This is a genomic window from Marinobacterium rhizophilum DSM 18822 (genome assembly GCF_000378045.1).
Lineage (GTDB): Bacteria > Pseudomonadota > Gammaproteobacteria > Pseudomonadales > Balneatricaceae > Marinobacterium_A > Marinobacterium_A rhizophilum.
In genome coordinates, this window is record NZ_KB899097.1 from 139,759 (window position 1) to 161,414 (window position 21,656).

Sequence of the window (21,656 nt, forward strand, 5' to 3'; positions counted from 1 at the left end):
GCTGCGATTTCGTTCAGCGCTTGTAGGTTTGCAGCCCCGGTTTTATCGACTTCTCGTCGAGGAACTGCTTCATGCCTTCCTCACGTCCGCCTTCGGTGTCGAGCAGCCGTGACTGATCCAGCTTGGCGTACAGGTAGTCCTCGTTCTGCTCCCAGGTCAGCTCGCGACAGCGCTTGAAGCCATTTTTCGCTGCCCGCATAACCACCGGGTTCTTCTCAAGCAGATTATTGGCCAGCTCGACGGTGGTCTCGCGCAGCTTTTCCAACGGCACGCTTTCGTTGACCAGCCCCATTTCGGCGGCCTTGCGACCATCGAAGGTATTGCCGGTCATGATGTAGTACAGCGACTGACGATGGCCGACGGTGTCCGCCATGGCCTTGCTCACCAGGTTGCCCGGAGGAATGCCCCAGTTGATCTCGGACAGGCCGAAGGTGGCCTCGTCGGCGCAGATCGCCAGATCGCAGGCAACCAGCGGGCTGAAACCGCCGCCGAAGCACCAGCCGTTGACCATCGCGATGGTCGGCTTGGCAAACATGCGCAGGCGGCGCCACTGCCATTCGGACGCTTCGCGACGCACCTTCTCCTGCAGGATCTCGGGACCCGAGTCGGTCTCGCGAAAGTACTCCTTCAGGTCCATGCCTGCGGTCCAGGATTCGCCGGCACCGGTGATCACTACTACGCCCACGTCCCCGTCCTGCTCGACCTGATCCAGCACTTCCAGCATTTCGCGGTTGAGCGTCGGACTCATGGCGTTGCGTTTCTCCGGACGGTTCAGCGTGACCCATCCAATACCGCCCTGAACTTCCACCAACACGGTCTGCCAACGGTTTTCGTACTTGCTCATCTTCTGGCCCTCACTTGGCACTTCTTGTTCGATTGCGTGACTTCAAGATATCGCGATAGTTTAGTTATGTCAATTAACTATTTTAAAAAACCTATTTACATAATATATTCCCTTATATTACAATCATTTATAATTTATCAAAATTTATTATAGTTACTTATAATAACTATTTTAAACCAGGTGAACATCGCCTCGACATCTGACTTCAGAACAGCCGGCAGATCCGGGCATCGCGTGACGACCATGGAAGGCCAAGCTACGAAAGCCATGCGGCAGGACAGCACCGCTGACGGCCTTAGCCACCCTACGTTTTCATCGCGATCAGACATAAAAAGACCCCACCGAAGCAGGGCAACGCTGCTTCAATACTCAATTGAAGGGTGAATCAGCAGACTTCGAACAGCTCCAGCTCAACGTCATCGGGTCGCCGGATACCGGTACCGATAAACAACCGCTCGCAGATCCATTTCAGACTCGGCGACACCGTCTCGAACGAAGGGCTGCAGCGAAAATAGATCAGCGACGGGTCGACGCTCTCCCCTCTCACCAGGCGCGCAGTCGTATCCGGATCGGCGACGCGGATCGCCCGATTCTGCACGTAGATGTAGTCGCCACCGTCGGTTTCGATCGTATAGCGGGCATCCAGTTCGGCCATGCGCGGCGTCACGATCAGCTGGTAGTCGGCGCCGCCGCGCAGCACGCGCCCTTCCCAGCCGTCACCGACGACCTGGCCGCCGAGAATGGGAATCAGGCGCCGCAGTCCATGCTGCGCGGTGCCCACTTCCTGCGGGCTGTCCACCTGTATCTGCAACTTGGCGAAGGGTTTCAGGGTTGGCAAGGCAGTCATCGTCGTTCTTACCTCTGCGGCATATCTTTGAGTGAATATCCCAAACTGACGGTGGCGTCTTCCGGGATCGGCGGGATGGTTTCATTCCAGGCCAGCCACTGGTCGCGCATGGCGCTGAGGCGCTCCGGCTCCCGCTTCGCCAGGTTGGCGCGCTCGCGGGCATCCTGGGACACATTGAACAGGTATTCGTGCTCGTTGACCTTGAGGTACTTGTAATCCCCCAGCCGCAGCGCTCGCTGATCGCGATGGTTCATGCGCCAGTACAACGGACGTTCGAACTGCTCGACGTCGCCGCGTAGCACCGGCAGCAGCGACACGCCGTCCACCGGATATTCGGGATCGACCTCACCGTTGCCGGCCTCCAGCAGGGTACGGGACCAGTCCATCGTCATGCAGTGCTGCATGCTGACGCTACCCGGCTTCACCACGCCGGGCCAGCGCACGATCCAGGGCACCCGGATGCCGCCTTCGGTCAGGTCCATCTTGCCGCCCACCAGCGGCCAGCTGTCGGAGAAGCGTTCGCCACCGTTGTCGCTGGTGAAGACGATCAGGGTGTCATCGGCCAGCCCCTGCGCCTCCAGCGCCGCCATCAGTTGCCCGATGCCTTCGTCCATATGGTGAATCATGCGCCGGTAGGTATGGATGTTGCCGCCATCGAGATGGAACAGGCTGTTCCTGGAGATATCCTCGGCCAACTCGGCATCGTCCCGGGTTTCCCAGGGCCAGTGCGGAGCGGTGTAGTGCAGGCTGAGGAAAAACGGCGTATCTTTCCGCGCCGCTGCCGCGCGACGATTGACGAACTCGACCGCACGCTCGGACAGCAGATCGGTCAGATAGCCGATCTCGTGATGCTCTTCCTCGTTGATCCAGAGATCATGATCACCACGCCCGCTCATGTGCGTGAAGTAGTCGACACCGCCGGCCATAATGCCGTAGAACTCGTCGTAACCAGATGCACGGGGACCGAAATGCGGCGGGTAGCCCAGATGCCACTTGCCGATCAGGCCGGTGTGATAGCCCGCCTTCTTCAGCTGCGACGGCAGCGTCGGGATATGGGGCGGCAGGCCCAGCGTGCTGCTGCCCTTGCTGCGGCTGTTGATCGGCTCCTCCAGCGCGCCCCGCAGGCGATACTGATAGGCCATGGTCATCAGCGCAAACCGGGTCGGCGAGCAGACGGGCGAGTTGGAGTAGCCTTCCAGAAACAGCATCCCTTCTTCCGCCAGGCAATCAATATTGGGCGACACCTGACCGAACTGCGCCTCGCGACCGCCGTAGCATCCCAGATCCGCATATCCCAGATCATCCGCGACGATATAGATAATATTAGTCATTGATGAAACACCTTCGAATAAACGTTTTTGCATTCACACCAGTGATGACCGAAGCACACCACGGCGGCCAGCGCGATACCGGCCATATCCCAGCCCGCATCGGGCACGAACAGCAGCGTCACGGCAATGAGTCGCAGCGCGATCTCGAACAGCCGCAGTTTCTTCAGGTCAAACCCGGTCAGGGCGGACGCCAGCAGATAGATCCCGAGTACGAGCTTGGCGATCAGCCAGAGCCAGGGCACCAGTTCGAACGCCGCCCCTGCCTGTTCCACGGTCAGCAGCAGCGGGTTATAGGCGAAGATGAAGGGAATGATGAAGATCATGATCCCGACCTTCGATGCCTGTACCGAGGTCGCGATCGGACGCCCGTCCGATATACTGGCCGCCGCATAGGCCGCGATCGCCACCGGCGGCGTGATCGCCGACGCGACGGCAATCAGGAAGACGAACATATGCGCGGTCAACGGCTCCAGCCCCAGTTGCTGCATGGCCGGAATAGCGATGGTCGCCACTGTGACATAGGCCGGCAAAGTCGGCATGCCCATGCCGAGCACGACGCAGCAGGCCGCCGCCGCGATCAGCGACAGCATCAGTGAATCCGTCGCCATGCTGCTCAGCAGGATACCGAACTTCACCGGCACGCCGGTGGCCGACAGCGCGGAGATCACGATACTGACCGCGGCAATCGCCATCAGCAGTCGCGCGAAGGTACTGCCCCCGTCACACAGGCATTTCACCAGTTTGACCGGCTTGGCCCGCACCTCGGGGTTGATCAGGCTCAGCGGGAACAGCAGCGCCAGCGCCGAGATCGAGGCACCGGACGGCGACAGGCCGGAAATCAGCAGCGCCACGATGACCGCCAGCGGCAGGAAGATCAGCAGCAGGTTCAGATAATCCTGCCGTGTCGGCATGTCGAGTTCGGACTCGGCACCGGCGTCGGCCTTGATGCCCAGGCGCCGCGTTTCGAACAGGATCATCGCGAACAGGCTGCAGTAATAGGCGATCGCCGGTACCAGAATCGCCACAATCACGGTGAGATAGCTGACGCCGACGAAATCCGCCATCACCAGCGCCGCAGCCCCCATGATGGGCGGCATGATCTGACCGCCGGTCGACGCCGCCGCCTCCACCGCACCGGCAAAATTGGGCGTAAAGCCCCTGCGCTTGATCATCGGAATGGTGACGACGCCGGTACCGACCACATTGCCGACCGCACTGCCGGAGACAGTGCCAAAGAGAGCGGACGACAGCACCGCCGCATGGGCCGGCCCGCCGGCGGTGCGGCGCATCCACGAAAAGGCGATACGGATCATCGAATCACCGGCGCCGACGCCTTCCAGCACCGCACCAAGAATAATAAACGGAAATACGGTCGTGATCACGACCGAAAAGGTGCTGCCGAGAATGCCGGCATCGAGGCTGTAAAGCAGATTCTGCGCCAGCATCTCTTCGACGCTGCCGCCCACGGTCCGCAGCGGCCCGGGCCACAGGTGACCGGTCGCCATATAGGCAATGCCGACAATCCCGAGCAGCGCCACCGGCGCGCCCCAGATGCGCCAGCAGAAAAACAGCGCGCCACTGGAGGCCAGCAGAGCGATCCACACCTCCTGCGGACCGAACAGGAACATCGACTCCTCCAGTTGAATGCTGACATGGTAAAAGGACCAGCAGGACCAGAGCAGGCCGCCCGTCAGCAGCACCGCCACAGCGGATATCCAGCGGGGCAAGAGGGTTTCCCGCTTATCCAGCACCCCCGCCAGCACCACCAGCACACAGAGCGCGAAAAAGGTGGCTCGGAAGAACACCATCGGGAAAGGCCCGAGACGAAAATCGCCGATCGCGGGCATGACATTGGCCAGACCATAGAGGCTCACCAGCAGGCTGAGCGCCGAGGTGAGCCAGAACAGCGGCTTTCTGACAATTGAAGAACAGGAAGACATTGCAACCTCCAGGGGAGCGGCACCTTCGGCGCCTCTCGAGAGCAGCGAATCCGGGCAGCCGGCCCGACGGAAACGCGGGGCCGGCTCAGCGCCTTAGTTGGGCAGTAGGGCTTTCGGCACTTCGATACCGGCTTCGCGGTAATAGCGCAGCGCGCCGGGATGCAGCGGCGCATTGACGCCGGCCAGCGGATCGGCGGTTGGCAGCTCCCTGAGCAGGGCATTGCCATCGGCCAGAGCCTGACGGTTTTCCATATAGGATTTGGTCAGCTGATAGGCGAGATCGTCCGACATGTCCGTTTTCACGCCCAGCATCAGCACCGCCTGCCAGGCAATGACCTCGTCGTCGTTTTTCTGCCCGGGATAGGTGTGCGGCGGAATCTTCGCCGGCACCAGCCCGAGCCCCGCCGGCGGCTCGCCCTTCTCCGGCAGCACCGACAGCAAGCGGATATCGCGGCTCATGCTGAGCTCCGACAGCGCCTGCGAGCCCAGGCCGTAGGTTGACACCAGCACGTCGAACTGGCCGTCCTGGAAACTTTGCGCTGCGGGCCCCCAGGGTGCCTTGACGGCTTCATACTGATCGTCGTTCAGACCACCGGCCTTGACCATCGCAGTTATCTGCTCATTAGCGGCCCCCCCCGGCGGACCGATATATACCCGCTTGCCCTCGGCGTCGGCCCAGGACTTGATGCCCGAATCGTCCCAGACGATGGCGTGGTAGACACTGGCGGGGATGCTGAACAAAGAGCGCACCTTCTGGGCCAGTGCAGCTCCCTGGTCCCCCATGCCCGCGTACGGCGCTTTACCGTTGACCAGCGCATTGTAGGCGTTCGGGGGCACGATGGCAGAATCCAGTTTGCCCTGGGTCATTTTCAGCAGCGACTTGGTCAGGGTCTGATTCATGGACAGCTGGACATCGACCCCCTCCTTGGCCCAGTAGCTGGCCATGGTCTGGGGCACGATACCGGCGACGCTGCTGGGCGCGACGGTTTCCATACTGATCTGTTGGGCGTTTGCTGTTGTAGCGAGACTGACCGCTACCGCACAGAGACTGCGGCGCAACCATTTTGCTGAGTTGGTCATGAGACCTCCACTTGTTTTATTTGTTATGGATATTAACTAAGTTACATCCCGACTCAGTCGTTGTAAAATACAAAATCGATCGCCCAATCATTCAAAAATGGATAAAAACAGATAGATGAGGGGTAACCGCTCCGGCACCCGGCACCTGCCGGTCAATCCGGTATCGATCACAGGCAGGCGCATGGTGAAACGAAGCAGCTGAGGCCATAGGCCCGACTGCTCGTCACTCAGGGACCTCGTTCAGAGGAGTCAGTGGATGAATGTCTTGTAGCGGTAGCTCAGGTTGAGACCCACTTCGGTGGCTTCCTCACCGCGGTCGTTTTCGGCATAGAGCACGCCACCACCGAGCGTCAGCCCCTTGGCCAGATTGTAGTTGGCACCGATGCTGTAGCCCTCGTTGTCGCCGCCCGCTAGCAGGAAGGTGCCGGCCGGATTGTAGGGGTCCCAGGCCTTGGTATAGTTCACGCCGACTTTCCATTTGCCCTTCGCCCAGTCGAAGCCGACATGGACCTGCTGATCGTCGACATGAATATCGGCCTTGTCGTTGTTATAGTCCTCGTAGGCGTAGTAGACGCTGCCGCTGACCGTCGCGCCGGACTCGAGCTGTTTCCCAACCTTGAAGCCGGCATCGGTGCTTTCCTGCAGCATGTCGTCGTTTACCACGTGAACCGAGGTATGTATAAGACCGGCACTCAGCGCATAGCCCGCGGCCGTTTTCCCGTTCCACTGCATCGCCAGTTCGTATTCGTCGTCCTTGAGCCCGAGATCGCTCCAGCTGTCCTGCTCGTCCGGTATGGTGCCGGGACCATCGAATCCGGCATAGGTATCCTGCAGGTTGATCGAGGCACCGAACGTAAACCCGTTCCAGTTGGGTGTCTCGTAGCCGATCTTGATGGCGTCCTGAGTATCGCGGGAACTGGAACGCCAGTCCCCGCCGACGATGCCGTTGGGCCAGTCCCAGTTGTAAGGATTTCCTCCCTCACGGATGGTACCGCCCGCGAAGGGCAGGTTGCCCCACCAGGGAATGATGCCGGTAAAGGCGCCGTGACCGACGGCAATGCCGACCCGGCCCGACTGTTTGGGCTTCATGCGATCCGCCGCCCCGTCATCTTCACCGAGGTAGAAATTGCCGTAGCGGTCGCTTTTGAGCTCAATCGCCAGCTCATCGATCTGATCGTCATCGAGCCAGGCATCGTCGAGCTGGATAGCCGTATGCAGTTTCCACTGAAAGCCGCCATGGTTAGTCGTGTCGAACACATAGGTCGGATCGATGGTCGTCGATGCCGTATAGTAATATGATAGGTCACTGTTGACATTTTCCTTGTCCGGGTTGGAATTGGACGAGTCGGAATAGTCTACCGATGAAAAACCGGCATGCACGCCTAGCCCGAGCTCAATGCCCAACCCCGCTTCCTGAGGCCCCTTCTGGAGCCCGACCGCCGCCACCTGGCTCGACGCCAGCGCCAGTATCAGAGCGCTGGCCAGTGCCGTTCTCTCACCCGAGAACCGGCCTGGGATCCTGAGCGCCTTGGCTGCAGAATCCGCCTTTCGCTTTTTACTTACAAGAAGATTACGCATCTATAGTTCCTTAATTTTAATCGTTATTGTTGAGAAACAGTTTTTCGAGGCCGGGATTCATGCGCAAAGAAAGTCTCCCGGCACCACCCGGAAAGTTGAGTTCTAATTGGAAAGAAAATGACTTTCCCGCGCAAAGCTGATAGCAGAAATAACCTGTCCTTTTCAGGACAGATAACAATGCACTATTGAAAGCAGAGAAGCCTTTACGGCGTTGCGTACCGGCTTATCACGATTTCCTCTAAGAAAACCTGTGGGAGTCGAGCAGCCCCCAGTTCCGGCTGCTCGCACTAAGTCGGGAGTGCAAGCCGGCGAGACTGGAAAGCGCAGCAGTTTTCATACATATCCATGCTGGATGGAAGAAATGTGGCCCACTCGCCGCAGGTGTGATAAGAACGCCGTGCCAGCGTATTTTGAGAACGTCCACAGGATCTCCGTTGCTTTACTTTGTTATGTTTATTAATTAATTTACGGAGTATCCTCTACGTTGTAAAATGCAAAAACAGCCACTCGATATTACAAAAATGTATGGATCCACGACATCTCGTTTATCTCGCCGTGATATTGGACAAAGGGTCGATCACGTCCGCTTCCAAGCACCTGCTCGTTGCGCAACCGACACTCACGCGTGTCATGGCCACGCTCGAAATGCAGGCCGGCACAAAGTTGTTCTCGCGCAGCCGGTTCGGAGTCAAAAGTACGCAGATGGGCGAAGCCCTGGCGCGGGAAGGACGCGCAATCATGCGCAACATGGAGATGGCAAAGGAGCAGGTCTCGCGTTACCGAACAGGTCTGAACGAACAATTGCGCGTGGCGATCGGACCGATGATCGGGATGGCGGTGATACCGGCACTAGTCGACCGCCTGACCCTTGAGCATCCCCGCATGGCCATCACCGTCACCTCGACCTCGCCCTCCGCAGCCTTGGACGCTCTACTGGACGACCTGCACGATGTGGTCATTGCGCCGGCACCGCATGACCAGGTACTTTCAGGGATCCATCGAGAATTGCTTCTGGAAGATCAGCTGGGCGTCTTTTGCGCCACAAGCCATCCTCTGGCGCAACAGGACACCATTACCGTTCAGGACTTCGAATCGGCGGAGTGGTTGAGCGTCGGACTCGCCAGCCCCTTTGAAAAACAGTTCATCAAGATGCTCACGGCGGAGGGCATCCAAAAGATCAAGACACAGGCCGTATTCAGGAACGATGCCGCCATGCTGCTCAACCTGCTGGCCCGCGGCCGCCACCTGGCGGTATTGCCACGCATCCCGGTGCGTGCGGTCACCGATCCGAGCCGGATCATTGAACTGGACCTGGGAGCGACCAGCGATACCGAGCGCAATATCTACCTCTGGTCGCGTGAGAAGGTGATCGATTGCGAGGTTTATAGGTACTTCAAGCAGGAGCTGGAGTCGGTGTTTCAGCAGTTAATGACCCACAAGTTGCGCCCGCCAGCGCTCCATGGGTGATGCTGGCAGCTGGGACAATGCATGGGGCGCATTTGCCGCAGCAACCTCGAGTTAGATATCTGTGCGATCGACGGGGGACTAGATCGACCTATAGTAGTATTTGGTATGGTCTGTTACTACGGAGACCAATATGGCAACGCCAACGCCCATCAAACCCGATGATGACTTGATAGGGCGTCTTCAGCACCTGGTCTACGCTCGCCGGCGCTCGGCGCACTGGTCATGCGGGAAGTCATCGAGGAGTATGTGGAGGGCGAGGAAAAGTGCGAGGCCTTCAGGCTGAATGCGGTCAACGCCTGGGAGGTTTTCCAGGCCACCGGCCGGTACACGACCGCTGGCGAAGTGGCTGGACAGTTGGGGAACTGATAACGAGTAGCCAGCGCCGAAATGCCACAAGCGATCTTTGCCTCGGCACGATCTAGGATTTAGAGCGTCTGCGCGACTTCCTGCAGTCGAAGAATCCGGCAGCACCCGAACGGGCCGCGAGAGCCATAGTGTGCGGCGAAGACATCATTCAGAAATCTCTGTTCACAACGGTGCACCTGGGCACCTTTGTTCCCAGTGATCACCCGCTGCGGCCAGTCCGACAACTGATCGATAAAGCCATGAACCGTCTCAACTGGCTGTGTGATCGTAACTATGCCGAAGGCGGCCAGCGTCGATTCCGCCCGAGCGATTTATACGGGCACAGTTGTGTGCAGGAATTCTATTTCATCCACAGTGAACGGCAACCGGTCGAGCCGATCAGTTGCGAACTGCGGTACCGCTGATTCGTCGAGCTGACCATAGATGATTCAGGGCGGCGCCACCAAAGCTAGTGACCTGTACATCACGAGTTGACCAATGGGCCAGGCGACCACACTTGGCCGTTCGGTGACTTACAGATACGAAGGAACCGTTGCCTTCCCCACTGTCTCGGTAAACTCGTTCATGACTGTTGGAACGGATGCAGACGCGTCGACGACTGGCTCGAAGAGGTCGCGAATACGGAAGGGGGACTCAGATCTCTCGCAGCACTCGCATCGGCACGAACAGGCGCATGGGACCATGCGTAAAGGGCTCAAAGATCTCAAACTGCTGATAGAAGCGCAAAGCAGTGTCATTGAGCACATCCAGTGTGACGCCAACGGCAGGTAAGCCTGTATCGCTAAGCCTAACCGCATGCCGCAGAGCTGAGATGAGGGTCTTTTCGCCAATGCCCTGATTCTGGTATCGGATGTCGACGGCCAGTTTAGCCAGCAAGGTCACAGGGATCGCATAGGGTGGCAGCTTTTTCTCCGGGATCTGGTCACGCGTCACGGTCGCCGAAGCCAGCGTATAGTACGCGGCCAACCGAGCTTTCTCTCCTGGAGCAGCCTCGTCAGTGAGAAGTCCCCAGGTCGCACTGATACCGAGTTTCATGTCCCGGCATGCAAATCGAGCCAGGAACTGGTTCATTCCTGGCTCGCCACAATCAAACGCTTTCAGGTCGTGTTGCTGTTGGTCGACGAATACGAATCCATGTAGTACCGGCAATTAGAATCCCTCGTCATCCAAGCGTTTGGCTGCTGCCAGAATTCGAGCGCTGGGTTTGCGAGTTTCGTCCTGACAGACCGCCATGAAATGGTCGAACTGCTCGTTAGTCAGCTGGATCGAGGCCTGGCGTTCGAGTATCGCTGGTGCATTTTCACGGATTAGGCGGGTGATGAACTCCGTCAGGGAGGCGCAACCAAGTGCCGCAGCGGCACGTTCCGCCATCTGCTTGGTCTCTTCATCGACACGCATATCAATGCGTTCGCGTGCTGCAGCTGCCATGACAACCTCCTTCAAGTCATCAAATGTACGGGAGAACTCCGTACATAATAGTCATCTTACAACAACATGGGCCAATAGCGAAATGTTCGACAGACCGCCGCCATGATGGTCGGTAGCCAAGAGACACCGGAAAGCTGCTGCCTGCGATCCACCAATCGTGAAAGTACTACAATTTTTCTTCTGTCCAGGGTGATCTATGGAGTCGCGGTACTTGGATTGAACGATTGAACTTATGCCTTACGAACTGCTGGCTTGCAAGTTTTTCGCAGGTACGGTCCTCTCGCCCAGCGGCAGCGCCCGGCACAATGCGGTCTCCGCTGTAGCACGTTAATCGTGCACCAATTTCTCGGCAGCTGCGCTAGCTTGGTCGACGGGGTTTAGGCAAACGGACAAAAAGCCGTGCATAGTGCCATATCGTCTGCAAGCGTACAATGGGATGGACTCCTCCTCACCCCACTCCGGCGCCATGCGCCAAAATGGTGGGTGTGAAGATCCAACCATCATGTGGATGAGGAGAAGCCCAGATGAACATTATCCGTGTCGGTGCCGATATAGCCAAGTCGGTGTTTCATGTGCACGGCGTTTCATCTTCACTCATCAATCGACTGTCGGTATTAAGCACTACAACCTGATGTTGTGAGAACAGGCTTTCCACACCCTCTACGGACAGAGCCACCCCGGTTGTAATGTGCTTTTGCTTTAATTTTCCGGCAACTTCTTGGCCGCCGGTAAAATCATCAGCCAGAACAAGGTATTTTTTCATCTCCTCTCCCAACTGTAAAAGCAAACGCTGCGCCAACATAAAAACTTATTATTTAACAAAAATTTATATAAACAAACCATTAAACACAGACAGGGAATGGTGAATTATTTTTCAGTCAGTAGTGAAATTTACCCCTGACAAGAGCGCCTTTGCCTTTGGTATCACGGATGACAAGCAAAGGATCGGACGTTGACGGTCGCTTACTGGACTAAAGATGACTGAAGGAGTTTATGACCTGTACGTGGCCGGCCTATTAGCTTCGCTCACCCCGATGGGCAGCACAAAAGTACGTTCAGGCGAAGCCCGTAAGACGAACGTTAATGCTGTGATTACAACGCGGGCAGTTTTCATCAGTCTGCAAAAGCTGCACTTCCCTGTGCCGCAATAGCGACGGGTACCGGCAAGGACCTGCCCACAGCCAGCCAGTTCAGGCCAGCCCCTGCGCAAGCACTGGAAACAGAATCAGCAGTAGCCGAACGATAAGATTGCGTTCAAAGACGAGGTAGTCGCGCAGTTCGAATAGTTTATCCTTCGGCGCGTCACTGGGCGTGTACTTGTGCTTGGGATAGTACGGAAACTTGTCCGCCAAGCGATTTGATCTTGCCCAGTAGCCCTGCACCGCGGCGGTGACATCGTCGCCGCAGTTCATCACCGCCTCGTAACTCTGCGTGGCCTCGGTCAGTATCTAGGAGGGATAAAACTCGACCTCGATTCAACCGTCGAAGGCGTCTTCGAGGGATTTGCCCCACGTCTCGAAGGCGGCACGCCGAAACTCTGCGGCCAGAAGTGGACGAAACGCAGGTTTTAATCCGCGGCCTGGGCCGGCGAACGGCAGCAGGCCGATGAGGGCGGAAGCAGCGAGACGGGTCAGCTTTTTCATGTAAATCATATAACTGTTGTGTCAGCCAGGGTTGGAATCCCGCACCCCCTCCCGCGAGCCGTTACCGCTCGACTCTCGCTTGCGGGTGGTTCAGGTACTTCAACGCGATCCATTCAAACCTCTGCGAGCACCGGCCGACCCGGGTCCATTGCTGACACTCGGGGTATTCGTAAACCGGCAGCTTGCGAACTGCCGGTTTTCTAGCGTTCCCCCTGCTGCTTACTCGGGCAGCAGCAACTGGGTACCGGCGCCGGTATTCGAGATCGGCGCCACGTAGTTGCGGTGCACCTCGCGAACGTTGCCGAGCATGCAGCCGCGCATCGCGAGCCACATGTTCAGCTCGACCCCCTGGGCACCGGCAATCTCGATCAGATCGTCGTTGCTGTATCGGGTCAGCGCCTCCGGATCCGAAACCAGCTTGTCCATGCACTCGTTATCGAAGTCGGCATTGATGATGCCGGCACGCTCACCGTCGAGCTGGTGGGACAGTCCGCCGGTACCGAATACCACTACCTTCTGATCGCCCGGGAAGGACTCGACCGCACGGCCGATCGCCTGACCCAGCGCATAGCAGCGCGACGGCTTGGGCATCGGGTGACGTTCGCAGTTGATGCAGACCGGGATCACCTTGAGGTGCTGGTAATTGCGGCCCGGGTACATCAGCGAAAGCGGCACGGTCAGACCGTGGTCGACCTTGATGTCCTGGCAGACGGTCGGATCGAAGTCGTTCTCAACCAGTTCGTTGACAATATGCCAGGACAGCTCGGTCTCGCCGGTCACCGGCGGGATGGTGGCGATGCCCCAGCCCTCGTCGGCGTTCTCGTACTGCGACGCGCAGCCGATGGCGAAGGTCGGTTTCTTGTCGAGGAACATCTCCAGACCGTGGTCATTGTAGAAGACAATGGCGATGTCAGGCTGCTGCTCGTTTAGCCACTCGCGGATCGGCGGGTAGGCGGCGAAGAAGTCCTTCCAGTACGGGGTGTCTTCGATGCCACGGTCCATGGCGATACCGATCGCCGGGATGTGGGAGGTGGTGATACCACCGATAATCTTAGCCATTGCTCTTACCTCTCCCCTGGCTGTCCAGGTATGCCTTGAACTCTTCGGTTGTGCGACCGGTCTGCAGACCGCCCACATCCTGCACGTTCAGGCCGAGAACGCCGGCGAACTTGGCCAGGTAGTAGATGCTGCCACCTTCGCGCTGCAGCGCCAGAATATCGCGTTTGAGGATCGCTTCCTTCTGCTCCGGTGTCAGACCGAACTTGTCGCAGTAGGCCGCCTCGTCCTTCTTGAATTCCTCACGCCCTTCAGCGCCGTTGAAGGAGTAGCACATCTTGTTAAGAGCGTAGCCCTTGGTCGCCATGGGACCATCAAACTTGATGGTACCCCAGGTTTCTTTTTTCTCGGTCATCGGGAGGTCTCCTCTCTCAGGACCAGTAAAGCCGCATCGGGTTGTCTACCAGCAGCTTCTGCTGCAGCTCGGCAGTCGGTGCGATCTGCGGAATAACATCCACCAGCTTGCCGTCGTCCGGCACATGCGACTTCATGTTCGGGTGCGGCCAGTCTGTACCCCAGAGCACGCGGTCCGGGAACTGCTCGACCAGGGTGCGGGCGAAAGGCACCACGTCGCTGTAATCCGGCGGCGTCAGGGTCAGGCGTTCGGGGCAGGACACCTTGGTCCAGACCTTGTCGTTGTCGCGCATCAGCTGGATGAAGCGCTGGAAATCGGGGTGATCGACACCCTTGGCCACGTCCGGACGACCCATATGGTCGACCACGATGGTGGTGTTCAGCTCGTTGAGGAACGGGATCAGATCTTCCAGGTCCGGCGCCTCGAAGTAGACCACGATGTGCCAGCCCAGCGGCTTGATCTTCTCGGCGACCGACAGAAACACCGCTTTCGGGGTGGTGTCGACCAGACGCTTGACGAAGTTGAAACGCACGGCGCGCACGCCCGCCTTGTCCATCGCCTCGAGTTCCTCGACGGTGATGGCCGGATCCACCACCGCCACGCCGCGGGCCAGGTCACCGGCGCTTTCCAGCGCGTCGATCAGCGCAGCGTTGTCGGTGCCGTGGCAGGATGCCTGCACGATGACGTTGCGCTCGAAGCCGAGGTAGTCACGCAGCTCGAACAGCTTTTCCTTGGGCGCGTCGCAGGGCGTGTACTTGCGCTTGGGGTGGTACGGAAACTTGTCCGCCGGACCGAAGACGTGACAGTGCGCATCGACCGCACCGGCCGGCGCCTTGAATTCGGGCTTGCTGGGGTTCGGATGAAACGGGAGGTAATCGGGATCCATCATTTGCTGCACCACTCTGTCAGTTGTTATGGGCGAAGACTTCGCCATCGAACAGTTTGCGCGCTGTCCGCAGCAGCGCCGCCGGGCCGAGATTGCCGGCCTCGTCAATGTCCAGTATCACGGTCATCTCGCCGATCGGATGCTCCACCGCCAGCGTCTTGCGCGTGCCTTCGGGAACGCTGGCCACCGCTGCCGCCGGAGAGCCCGGCAGCACCGCCGCCGTCGCGACGCTGACCGCACCCAGCACGCCGATCGAGGCGTGACAGCGGTGCGGAATGAAGGTGCGCGTGGACAGGCAGCCACCGTTGCTGGCCGTGCTGACCATGGTCATCTTCGGTACCGACTTCTCGCTGACGTCGCCCAGGTTCATCAGCGGGCCCGCCTTGAGCCGGATCGACTCGAGCTTCGCCCGCAACCCCGCGTTGGCTTCCAGTTCCTCACGGGTTTCGCCGCCGCTGATACCCATATCGCTGGCACGCATGATCACCACCGGCATGCCGTTGTCGATCAGCGTGACCTCGACACCGTCGATCAGATCGACGGTATTGCCGGTCGGCAGCAGCGCGCCACAGCTGGAGCCGGCGGTATCGGCGAAGGTGATCGGCAACGGCGCGCTGTGACCGGGCACGCCATCAATGCGGGCGTCGCCCACATAGCTGACCTTGCCGGCCGGCGTGCAGACGCGTGCGGTGGCGATCTGTCCGGTGTTCACCATGAAGATGCGCACCTCGGTCTCGCCATCTTGGGCCGGTACCAGGCCGCGCTCGATGGCGAAAGGCCCGACACCGGCGAGGATGTTGCCGCAGTTCTGGGCGTCGGTGACGATCGCCTGGTCGACGAACACCTGCAGGAAGAGGTAGTCGACATCGGCATCGTCACGGCTGGACGGGCTGACCACGGCGACCTTGGAGGTCAGCGGGTCGGCGCCGCCCATGCCGTCGATCTGGCGCGCATCGGGCGAGCCCATCACGCGCAGCAGAACGGCGTCACGCTCGGCCGTATCGGCGGGCAGATCCGAGGCGAGGAAGTATCCCCCTTTGGAGGTACCGCCGCGCATCCACATGCAACGGATGCCGTCAGACATACTTCAGGCCCTTTTCTTTCAGGCGCGGGCGCATGTCATAGATATCCAGGCCCAGTTCGCCGTTGGCCATGCGCACGCGCTTGGCCTCTTCGCGATCCATGCGTTCCAGCGCCAGTTGCAGCACCTCGGCGGCCTTTTCGCGGCGCACGACCACAACACCGTCGTCGTCGGCGACAATAACATCACCCGGATTGACCAGGGCATCGGCGCAGACGATCGGCACGTTTACGGAACCGACGGTCTCCTTGATGGTGCCTTCGGCGAAAACCGCCTTGGACCAAACCGGGAAATCCATCTGACGCAGGTCGCGGGTGTCGCGCACGCCACCATCAATGACCAGTCCCACCACGCCACGGGCCTGGGCGGAGGTGGCCAGCAAGTCGCCGAAGAAACCGTGGTAAGACGGGGATGTCGGTGCGAACACCATCATGTCGCCGGCTTTACACTGCTCGATAGCCACGTGCATCATCCAGTTGTCGCCCGCCGCGCCGGAGATGGTCACTGCAGAGCCCGCAATACTCTTGTCCATCTGAATCGGGCGCATGTAGTGCGCCAACAGACCCACACGGCCCTGCGCCTCATGAATGGTGGCAACACCACATTTGGCCAGGCCATCGATCACGGCCTGCTCGGCGCGCTCGATATGCTGTACAACGATGGTCTCTTTCATTTCAGTTCACCCCTCTTATTTCTGTCGCGTCAGACTTTCAAACGGCTGAACACTCGACGGGTGTTGCCTTCGAAGATCTGCTGTTTCTGGCCAGCGCTGAGCGCCTGGTTGTTGTCGATATAGCGCTTGGTATCGTCGAAATAATGGCCGGTGAGCGGGTCGATGCCCCGCACCGCACCGATCATCTCGGAGGCGAACAGAATGTTTTCGACCGGAACAATATCCAGCAGCAGATCAATGCCGCGCTGATGGTAAACACAGGTATCGAAATAGATATTGTTCAGCACGCGTTCTTCCAGCTCAAAGCCCTGATCCAGCGCCAGACCTCGGAATCGCCCCCAATGATAGGGCACAGCGCCACCACCATGGGGAATGATGATCTTCAGCTGCGGGAAATCCTTGAACACGTCGGACATCATCAGCTGCTGAAAGCCCGTGGTATCAGCACCCAGGTAGTGGGAACCGGTGGTGTGAAAGCAGTCGTTGCAGGCCGCGCTGACGTGCACCATGGCCGGAATGTCGTACTCAACCATCTTCTCGTAGATCGGGTAGAAACTGCGATCCGCCAGCGAGGCACCGTTCCAGTGGCCACCGCTGGGGTCCGGGTTCAGGTTGATGCCGATGAAGCCCATCTGCTCGACGGTACGCACGATCTCCGACACCGACTTGGCCGGATCGACGCCGGGTGACTGCGGCAGCTGGGCCACGGGCGCGAAATTGCTCGGAAATAGGTCGCAGACACGGCGGATCAGGTCGTTCTGATGCTCTGTCCAGAACTGGCTGGTGTATTCATTTCCGATATGGTGTCCCATCCAGCTGGCCCGCGGCGAGAAAATGGTGAGATCGGTGCCGCGTTCCTGCTGCAGTCGCAACTGGTTCTTCTCGATGCTTTCGCGGATCTCGTCATCGCCGATGATCATTTGCCCTTTTTCCCCAATGAAGGCAGGGTCTTCGGCAACGGCGGCCTTCTGCTTGTCGCGATACTCACCGACTTGCGGCGGTGTGGTGGTGTAGTGGCCATGACAGTCGATAATCATTGCTAGACTCTCTTTTTTCCGTTCGGTTTATCGTCGCGCCGTACTGCACCCCATGCCCAGTGGCGCTCGGCGCTTGCGGACCGGATCCGGGGACCGGCGCCAGCGGCGTCTTACATCGTGTAATCAGTATCGACCGACCCGATCGTTTTTGGCCATTTCATTTTGACTGCGATGGTATTAGATTTTGATATAGCACCTTCCATCGACAAAAAAACGAGCGAGACCCATGACGTACCCGATCCCCAATTTCAGACACCTGCGGGTGTTTGTTGAAGTGGCGAAATATCAGAGCATCAGCAAGGCTGCACCGCGGGTCTTCCTGTCTCAGCCGGCGATCACCCAGGCAATTGCAAAACTGGAATCGCTACTCGAATCGGAGCTGTTCGAACGCCACTCCGACGGCATGTACCCCACCGCCGCCGGCAAGGTATGGTGCAACCGTATCGGGCGCTGCCTGGACTACATCGAACGGGGTATCCGCGAAGCGCTGAAAAACCGCGCCGGTGGCCGTCCCGCATCGGCCCAGCAGATACTGCCGTTGCTGACCACCACCCAGCTCAAGGCCATGGTGGCCGTCAGCGGGGCGAAAAACTTCACCCTCGCCAGCCGCAACCTCGGCGTTTCCCAGTCGTCGCTGCACCGTGCCGCCCGGGAGTTAGAGCAGCTGCTGGCAATACCGCTGTTCGAGAAGACCAGCACCGGCATCAGCACCACCAAGGCATGCCAGGTGCTGGCCCGGGCCACCAAGCTGGCGTTCGCCGAAATCCGACAGGGCTACTATGAGATCAGCGCCTTGCGGTCACGGGAAGTCGGCCGCATCAATCTCGGCAGCATGCCGCTCGCGCGCACCTCGATTCTGCCGGAGGTGATCAACCGCTTCAGCGCTCTGCACCCGGATATCGGCATCAACGTGGTCGATGCACCCTACGACGGCCTGCTGCAGCGCCTGCGCGAGGGCGATCTTGATTTTCTGGTCGGCGCGCTGCGCTTCCCGCCGCCGGTCGACGACATTCTGCAGGAAGAGCTGCTGGCACCGCCGCTGGCAATCGTCGCGCGCAAGGGTCATCCGCTTGCCACTAGCACGTCCCTCGATATCGACACGCTGGCCGAATACTCCTGGGTGGTGCCGCGCATCGGCACCCCCACCCGCACCTTCTTCGACTCGCTCTTCGTCGAAAGGGGACAGTCCACACCGCACCGGCTGGTCGAGACCAGTTCGCAAATACTTATCCGCGAACTGCTGCGCGGCAGCGACCGACTGACGATGATATCGACTCACCAGATCGAGCACGAACTTCGCCTCGGCGTGCTCTGCGTGTTGCCTTTCTCCCTCAGTCATACGCGTCGACCAATTGGCATTACCCTGCGCCGAAACTGGCAGCCTACCCCCGCCCAGAATCAGTTTCTCGACATGCTGCGCGCCGCCGCCGGCCGTTATGCCGACCTCTGATAAAACATAGGACTATGCATAAATTGAATACCATTAAACCAGATTCAATTATTCAGTCCCGGCCACCGCTGTTACATTGAAACAAGAATTCCGAACCAGCGAATTGATCGGCAATGAAATGGCCAGCGCCACGACCACTTGGCAGCAGCGCGTAGGTGATCTGCAGCTATGCGGTGATGACACGGACCTGACGATGCAGACAGACAACATTCTGGCGCGGCTCGGCCGCGCCGCGGGCTGACCCGTTCAGCCTGAACACCCGCCGGTGCAAACAGGCATCGGCACTGACCTTATAAGGGTGCAGCCCGCCCGGGACTGCACTATCCATAGCCCCAAGAAGGCACCGGGCACACACCGGACCGGCTCTGCCCCCCGGTCCGGCCCCCGGCAACTAGCAGGAGAAGACAGATGAGAGTATGTATCGCAGGCGCTTCCGGCGCTTTCGGCATGAAGCATATGGATGCCATCGCCGCTATCGAAGGCGCCGAGGTCTCCTCGGTTGTCGGCACCAAGCTGGATGCGATTCGCGCCTTTGCCCAAGAGCGCGGCGTCGGCCACTACTGCACCGACCTGGCCGAAGCCCTGGTGCGCGATGACGTCGACGCCGTGATCCTGGCCACGCCGACCCATCTGCACGCATCCCAGGCCATCCAGTGCCTCGAAGCCGGCAAGCATGTGCAGGTGGAAATCCCGATGGCGGACAACATCGAAGATGCGCGTAAGCTGGTCGAAACCCAACAGCGCACCGGTCTGGTCGCCATGGCGGGCCACACCCGCCGTTTCAACCCGAGCCACCAGTGGATCCACAACAAGATCATGGCCGGCGAGCTAAAAGTGCAGCAGATGGACGTGCAGACCTATTTTTTCCGCCGCACCAACAAGAACGCCCTGGGTCAGGCGCGTTCCTGGGCCGACCACCTGCTGTGGCACCACGCCTGTCACACCGTCGACCTGTTCCAGTACCAGACCGGTGAAACCGCCAGCAAGGTACAGGCGCTGGAAGGCCCGACTCATCCGGAGCTGGGCATCGCCATGGACATGAGCATCGGCATGAAGGTCCCGAGCGGCGCCATCTGCACCCTGTCGCTGTCGTTCAACAACGACGGTCCGCTGGGCACCTTCTTCCGTTACATCTGCGACAACGGCACCTACATCGCCCGTTATGACGATCTGTTCGACGGCCACGAGAACAAGATCGACCTGAGTGGCGTGGCCGTATCCAACAACGGTATCGAACTCCAGGATCGCGAATTCATCGCCGCCATTCGGGAAGGCCGCGAGCCCAACGCCAGCGTCGCCCAGTGCCTGCCGGCGATGGAAACGCTGCACCGTCTAGAGCAGTGCCTGCAGGAAGACGCCTGATCAGCACGACCCAGAACGAGGCAGCTCTAGCAGCCTGTCGGACTTAACATTGATCTACTGCGGAAAGCCCGACAGGCTCCTAGGACTGCCTTTTGTATTTTGGCTGGAACGGATGCCTGCTTTATCGTCCGGACACTAAAAGGAGGCCTGACACGATGCAGATTGAAAACCCATTCTTCAACGGCCCCGGGATCGGCCTGGGCTGCATGAACCTGTCCCACGCCTATGGCACCCCGCTGTCGGAACCCGACGCCGCCCAGGCACTGAACGCCGCCTTTGACATGGGCTACCGCCATTTCGATACCGCCACCCTCTATGGCGGCGGGGCCAACGAAAAGCTGGTCGGCAAGGTGCTGAAAGACAAGCGCCAACAACTGTTCCTGGCCAGCAAGTGCGGCATGGCGATCGGCCAGGAGAGCGGCAAGAAAGAGATCGACGGCCGCCCGGAAACCCTGAAAAGCCAGTGTGAAGCGAGTCTGCGCCGGCTGCAGACCGACTTCATCGACCTCTATTATCTGCACCGCCTCGATCCGCAGGTGCCAATCGAGGAGAGCGTCGGTGCTCTGTCCCGGCTGGTCGACGACGGCAAGATCGGCGCCATCGGTCTGTCGGAAGTTTCGGCAGTCTCGCTGGCCAAGGCCCAGGGCGTGCACCCGATCGCTGCGCTCCAGTCCGAATACTCTCTCTGGACCCGCAACCCGGAGATCGCCGTGCTTGACGCCTGCCGCGCTTCCGGCACCGCGCTGGTCGCCTTCAGCCCGCTGGCACGCGGGTATCTGACCGCGACGCTGACGGATACCGGCAGCCTCGAATCGAAGGACATCCGCAACATCATGCCGCGTTTCAACGCGCAGAATTATCCGAAGAACCTGGCATTGCTGGATGAATATGTGGCCATCGCACAGGAGGCCGGCTGCACACCAGCACAGCTGGCGCTGGCCTGGCTGCGCAGCAAGGGTGACTTCGTCGTACCGATTCCGGGCACCCGGATCGTCGACCATATGCGGGAAAACCTGCAGGCCGAAAGCGTCACGCTCGCCAACGAGACCGTCACCCGGCTCGACGCGCTGATCAACCAGTCCAGCGTCTCCGGCACACGCTACAACGCCGCACAGCAGGCCGAGATCGACACCGAAGAGTTCGCCTGACACCAGACTGCCCCGGCATCGACCCGCGGCCGGGGCGCCCCCTGGCCGCCCCGCCCTTCTGCAGCACCCGGCGACCACCGGCCC

At 59.5% G+C, this 21,656-nt stretch carries 24 protein-coding genes; 7 read left to right on the forward strand and 17 right to left on the reverse strand.

Annotated elements, in window-relative coordinates; translation table 11 throughout:
* Nucleotides 1–13 precede the first annotated feature (13 nt).
* The 6 genes from F451_RS0111895 to F451_RS0111920 all read right to left on the reverse strand — a co-directional run bounded on the left by F451_RS0111895 (nucleotide 14) and on the right by F451_RS0111920 (nucleotide 7,620).
* A complete protein-coding gene (locus F451_RS0111895; RefSeq protein ID WP_020681595.1) occupies nucleotides 14–844 on the reverse strand; it encodes a p-hydroxycinnamoyl CoA hydratase/lyase in 831 nt (276 codons plus the stop codon).
* A 385-nt stretch (nucleotides 845–1,229) separates the two neighbouring features.
* Entirely contained in the window at nucleotides 1,230–1,691 is a 462-nt protein-coding gene (locus F451_RS0111900) for a DUF3237 domain-containing protein (RefSeq protein ID WP_020681596.1), read from the reverse strand.
* An 8-nt stretch (nucleotides 1,692–1,699) separates the two neighbouring features.
* The gene (locus F451_RS0111905) at nucleotides 1,700–3,022 is read right to left on the reverse strand and encodes a sulfatase family protein (protein ID WP_020681597.1); all 1,323 of its coding nucleotides are present in this window, start codon (nucleotides 3,020–3,022) and stop codon (nucleotides 1,700–1,702) included.
* A complete protein-coding gene (locus F451_RS0111910; RefSeq protein WP_020681598.1) occupies nucleotides 3,019–4,962 on the reverse strand; it encodes a TRAP transporter permease in 1,944 nt (647 codons plus the stop codon). Before F451_RS0111910 ends, F451_RS0111905 begins: the two co-directional genes overlap by 4 nt.
* 93 nt (nucleotides 4,963–5,055) lie before the next feature.
* The gene (locus F451_RS0111915; RefSeq protein ID WP_026291718.1) at nucleotides 5,056–6,042 is read right to left on the reverse strand and encodes a TAXI family TRAP transporter solute-binding subunit; all 987 of its coding nucleotides are present in this window, start codon (nucleotides 6,040–6,042) and stop codon (nucleotides 5,056–5,058) included.
* 249 nt (nucleotides 6,043–6,291) lie between these two features.
* Nucleotides 6,292–7,620 (reverse strand): porin, encoded by a 1,329-nt coding sequence (locus tag F451_RS0111920; protein WP_020681600.1) that lies wholly within the window; start codon nucleotides 7,618–7,620, stop codon nucleotides 6,292–6,294.
* Nucleotides 7,621–8,145: 525 nt separating this feature from the next.
* On the opposite strand from F451_RS0111920, the gene F451_RS0111925 reads away from it, so the two are divergent.
* The 3 genes from F451_RS0111925 to F451_RS28935 all read left to right on the forward strand — a co-directional run bounded on the left by F451_RS0111925 (nucleotide 8,146) and on the right by F451_RS28935 (nucleotide 9,857).
* Nucleotides 8,146–9,087 carry a LysR family transcriptional regulator gene (locus F451_RS0111925; protein WP_083928418.1) on the forward strand — a complete coding sequence of 314 codons (942 nt, stop codon included), beginning with the start codon at nucleotides 8,146–8,148 and terminating at the stop codon, nucleotides 9,085–9,087.
* Nucleotides 9,088–9,309: 222 nt separating this feature from the next.
* On the forward strand, nucleotides 9,310–9,453 hold the full coding sequence (locus F451_RS28415; protein WP_240476469.1) for a hypothetical protein: 144 nt from the start codon (nucleotides 9,310–9,312) through the stop codon (nucleotides 9,451–9,453).
* Between the two features lie 170 nt (nucleotides 9,454–9,623).
* A complete protein-coding gene (locus F451_RS28935; protein WP_476738557.1) occupies nucleotides 9,624–9,857 on the forward strand; it encodes a transposase in 234 nt (77 codons plus the stop codon).
* A gap of 229 nt (nucleotides 9,858–10,086) precedes the next feature.
* Here the strand turns inward: F451_RS28935 and F451_RS0111940 are convergent, their stop codons facing one another.
* The 11 genes from F451_RS0111940 to F451_RS0111990 form a co-directional block, all read right to left on the reverse strand.
* Nucleotides 10,087–10,524 carry a GNAT family N-acetyltransferase gene (locus F451_RS0111940; RefSeq protein WP_240476470.1) on the reverse strand — a complete coding sequence of 146 codons (438 nt, stop codon included), beginning with the start codon at nucleotides 10,522–10,524 and terminating at the stop codon, nucleotides 10,087–10,089.
* A gap of 78 nt (nucleotides 10,525–10,602) precedes the next feature.
* Nucleotides 10,603–10,881, reverse strand: a complete 279-nt coding sequence (locus F451_RS0111945; protein ID WP_020681604.1) for a type II toxin-antitoxin system TacA family antitoxin — start codon at nucleotides 10,879–10,881, stop codon at nucleotides 10,603–10,605.
* 568 nt (nucleotides 10,882–11,449) lie between these two features.
* On the reverse strand, nucleotides 11,450–11,644 hold the full coding sequence (locus tag F451_RS0111950; protein WP_169434510.1) for a four-carbon acid sugar kinase family protein: 195 nt from the start codon (nucleotides 11,642–11,644) through the stop codon (nucleotides 11,450–11,452).
* 427 nt (nucleotides 11,645–12,071) lie between these two features.
* Nucleotides 12,072–12,293 (reverse strand): hypothetical protein, encoded by a 222-nt coding sequence (locus F451_RS28420; RefSeq protein ID WP_020681606.1) that lies wholly within the window; start codon nucleotides 12,291–12,293, stop codon nucleotides 12,072–12,074.
* A 63-nt stretch (nucleotides 12,294–12,356) separates the two neighbouring features.
* Nucleotides 12,357–12,524 carry a hypothetical protein gene (locus F451_RS27765; RefSeq protein ID WP_156826458.1) on the reverse strand — a complete coding sequence of 56 codons (168 nt, stop codon included), beginning with the start codon at nucleotides 12,522–12,524 and terminating at the stop codon, nucleotides 12,357–12,359.
* A 219-nt stretch (nucleotides 12,525–12,743) separates the two neighbouring features.
* Nucleotides 12,744–13,583, reverse strand: coding sequence for a class III extradiol dioxygenase family protein (locus F451_RS0111965; protein ID WP_020681608.1), 840 nt, complete (start codon nucleotides 13,581–13,583; stop codon nucleotides 12,744–12,746).
* Entirely contained in the window at nucleotides 13,576–13,935 is a 360-nt protein-coding gene (locus F451_RS0111970) for a protocatechuate 4,5-dioxygenase subunit alpha (protein ID WP_020681609.1), read from the reverse strand. Before F451_RS0111970 ends, F451_RS0111965 begins: the two co-directional genes overlap by 8 nt.
* Before the next feature lie 16 nt (nucleotides 13,936–13,951).
* Nucleotides 13,952–14,824, reverse strand: a complete 873-nt coding sequence (locus tag F451_RS0111975) for an amidohydrolase family protein (protein WP_020681610.1) — start codon at nucleotides 14,822–14,824, stop codon at nucleotides 13,952–13,954.
* Between the two features lie 16 nt (nucleotides 14,825–14,840).
* Nucleotides 14,841–15,905, reverse strand: a complete 1,065-nt coding sequence (locus F451_RS0111980; RefSeq protein WP_026291720.1) for a 4-oxalomesaconate tautomerase — start codon at nucleotides 15,903–15,905, stop codon at nucleotides 14,841–14,843.
* On the reverse strand, nucleotides 15,898–16,575 hold the full coding sequence (locus F451_RS0111985) for a 4-carboxy-4-hydroxy-2-oxoadipate aldolase/oxaloacetate decarboxylase (protein ID WP_020681612.1): 678 nt from the start codon (nucleotides 16,573–16,575) through the stop codon (nucleotides 15,898–15,900). Before F451_RS0111985 ends, F451_RS0111980 begins: the two co-directional genes overlap by 8 nt.
* Before the next feature lie 29 nt (nucleotides 16,576–16,604).
* Nucleotides 16,605–17,612, reverse strand: coding sequence for an amidohydrolase family protein (locus F451_RS0111990; RefSeq protein ID WP_020681613.1), 1,008 nt, complete (start codon nucleotides 17,610–17,612; stop codon nucleotides 16,605–16,607).
* Nucleotides 17,613–17,838: 226 nt separating this feature from the next.
* On the opposite strand from F451_RS0111990, the gene F451_RS0111995 reads away from it, so the two are divergent.
* From F451_RS0111995 to F451_RS0112010, 4 genes are all read left to right on the forward strand, one after another.
* The gene (locus tag F451_RS0111995) at nucleotides 17,839–19,062 is read left to right on the forward strand and encodes a LysR family transcriptional regulator (protein ID WP_020681614.1); all 1,224 of its coding nucleotides are present in this window, start codon (nucleotides 17,839–17,841) and stop codon (nucleotides 19,060–19,062) included.
* A 76-nt stretch (nucleotides 19,063–19,138) separates the two neighbouring features.
* Entirely contained in the window at nucleotides 19,139–19,303 is a 165-nt protein-coding gene (locus tag F451_RS27770) for a hypothetical protein (RefSeq protein WP_156826459.1), read from the forward strand.
* A gap of 167 nt (nucleotides 19,304–19,470) precedes the next feature.
* Nucleotides 19,471–20,424: a Gfo/Idh/MocA family oxidoreductase gene (locus F451_RS0112005; RefSeq protein ID WP_026291721.1), complete on the forward strand. Its 954-nt coding sequence runs from the start codon at nucleotides 19,471–19,473 to the stop codon at nucleotides 20,422–20,424.
* 155 nt (nucleotides 20,425–20,579) lie between these two features.
* On the forward strand, nucleotides 20,580–21,572 hold the full coding sequence (locus tag F451_RS0112010) for an aldo/keto reductase (protein WP_020681617.1): 993 nt from the start codon (nucleotides 20,580–20,582) through the stop codon (nucleotides 21,570–21,572).
* Nucleotides 21,573–21,656: the final 84 nt, after the last annotated feature.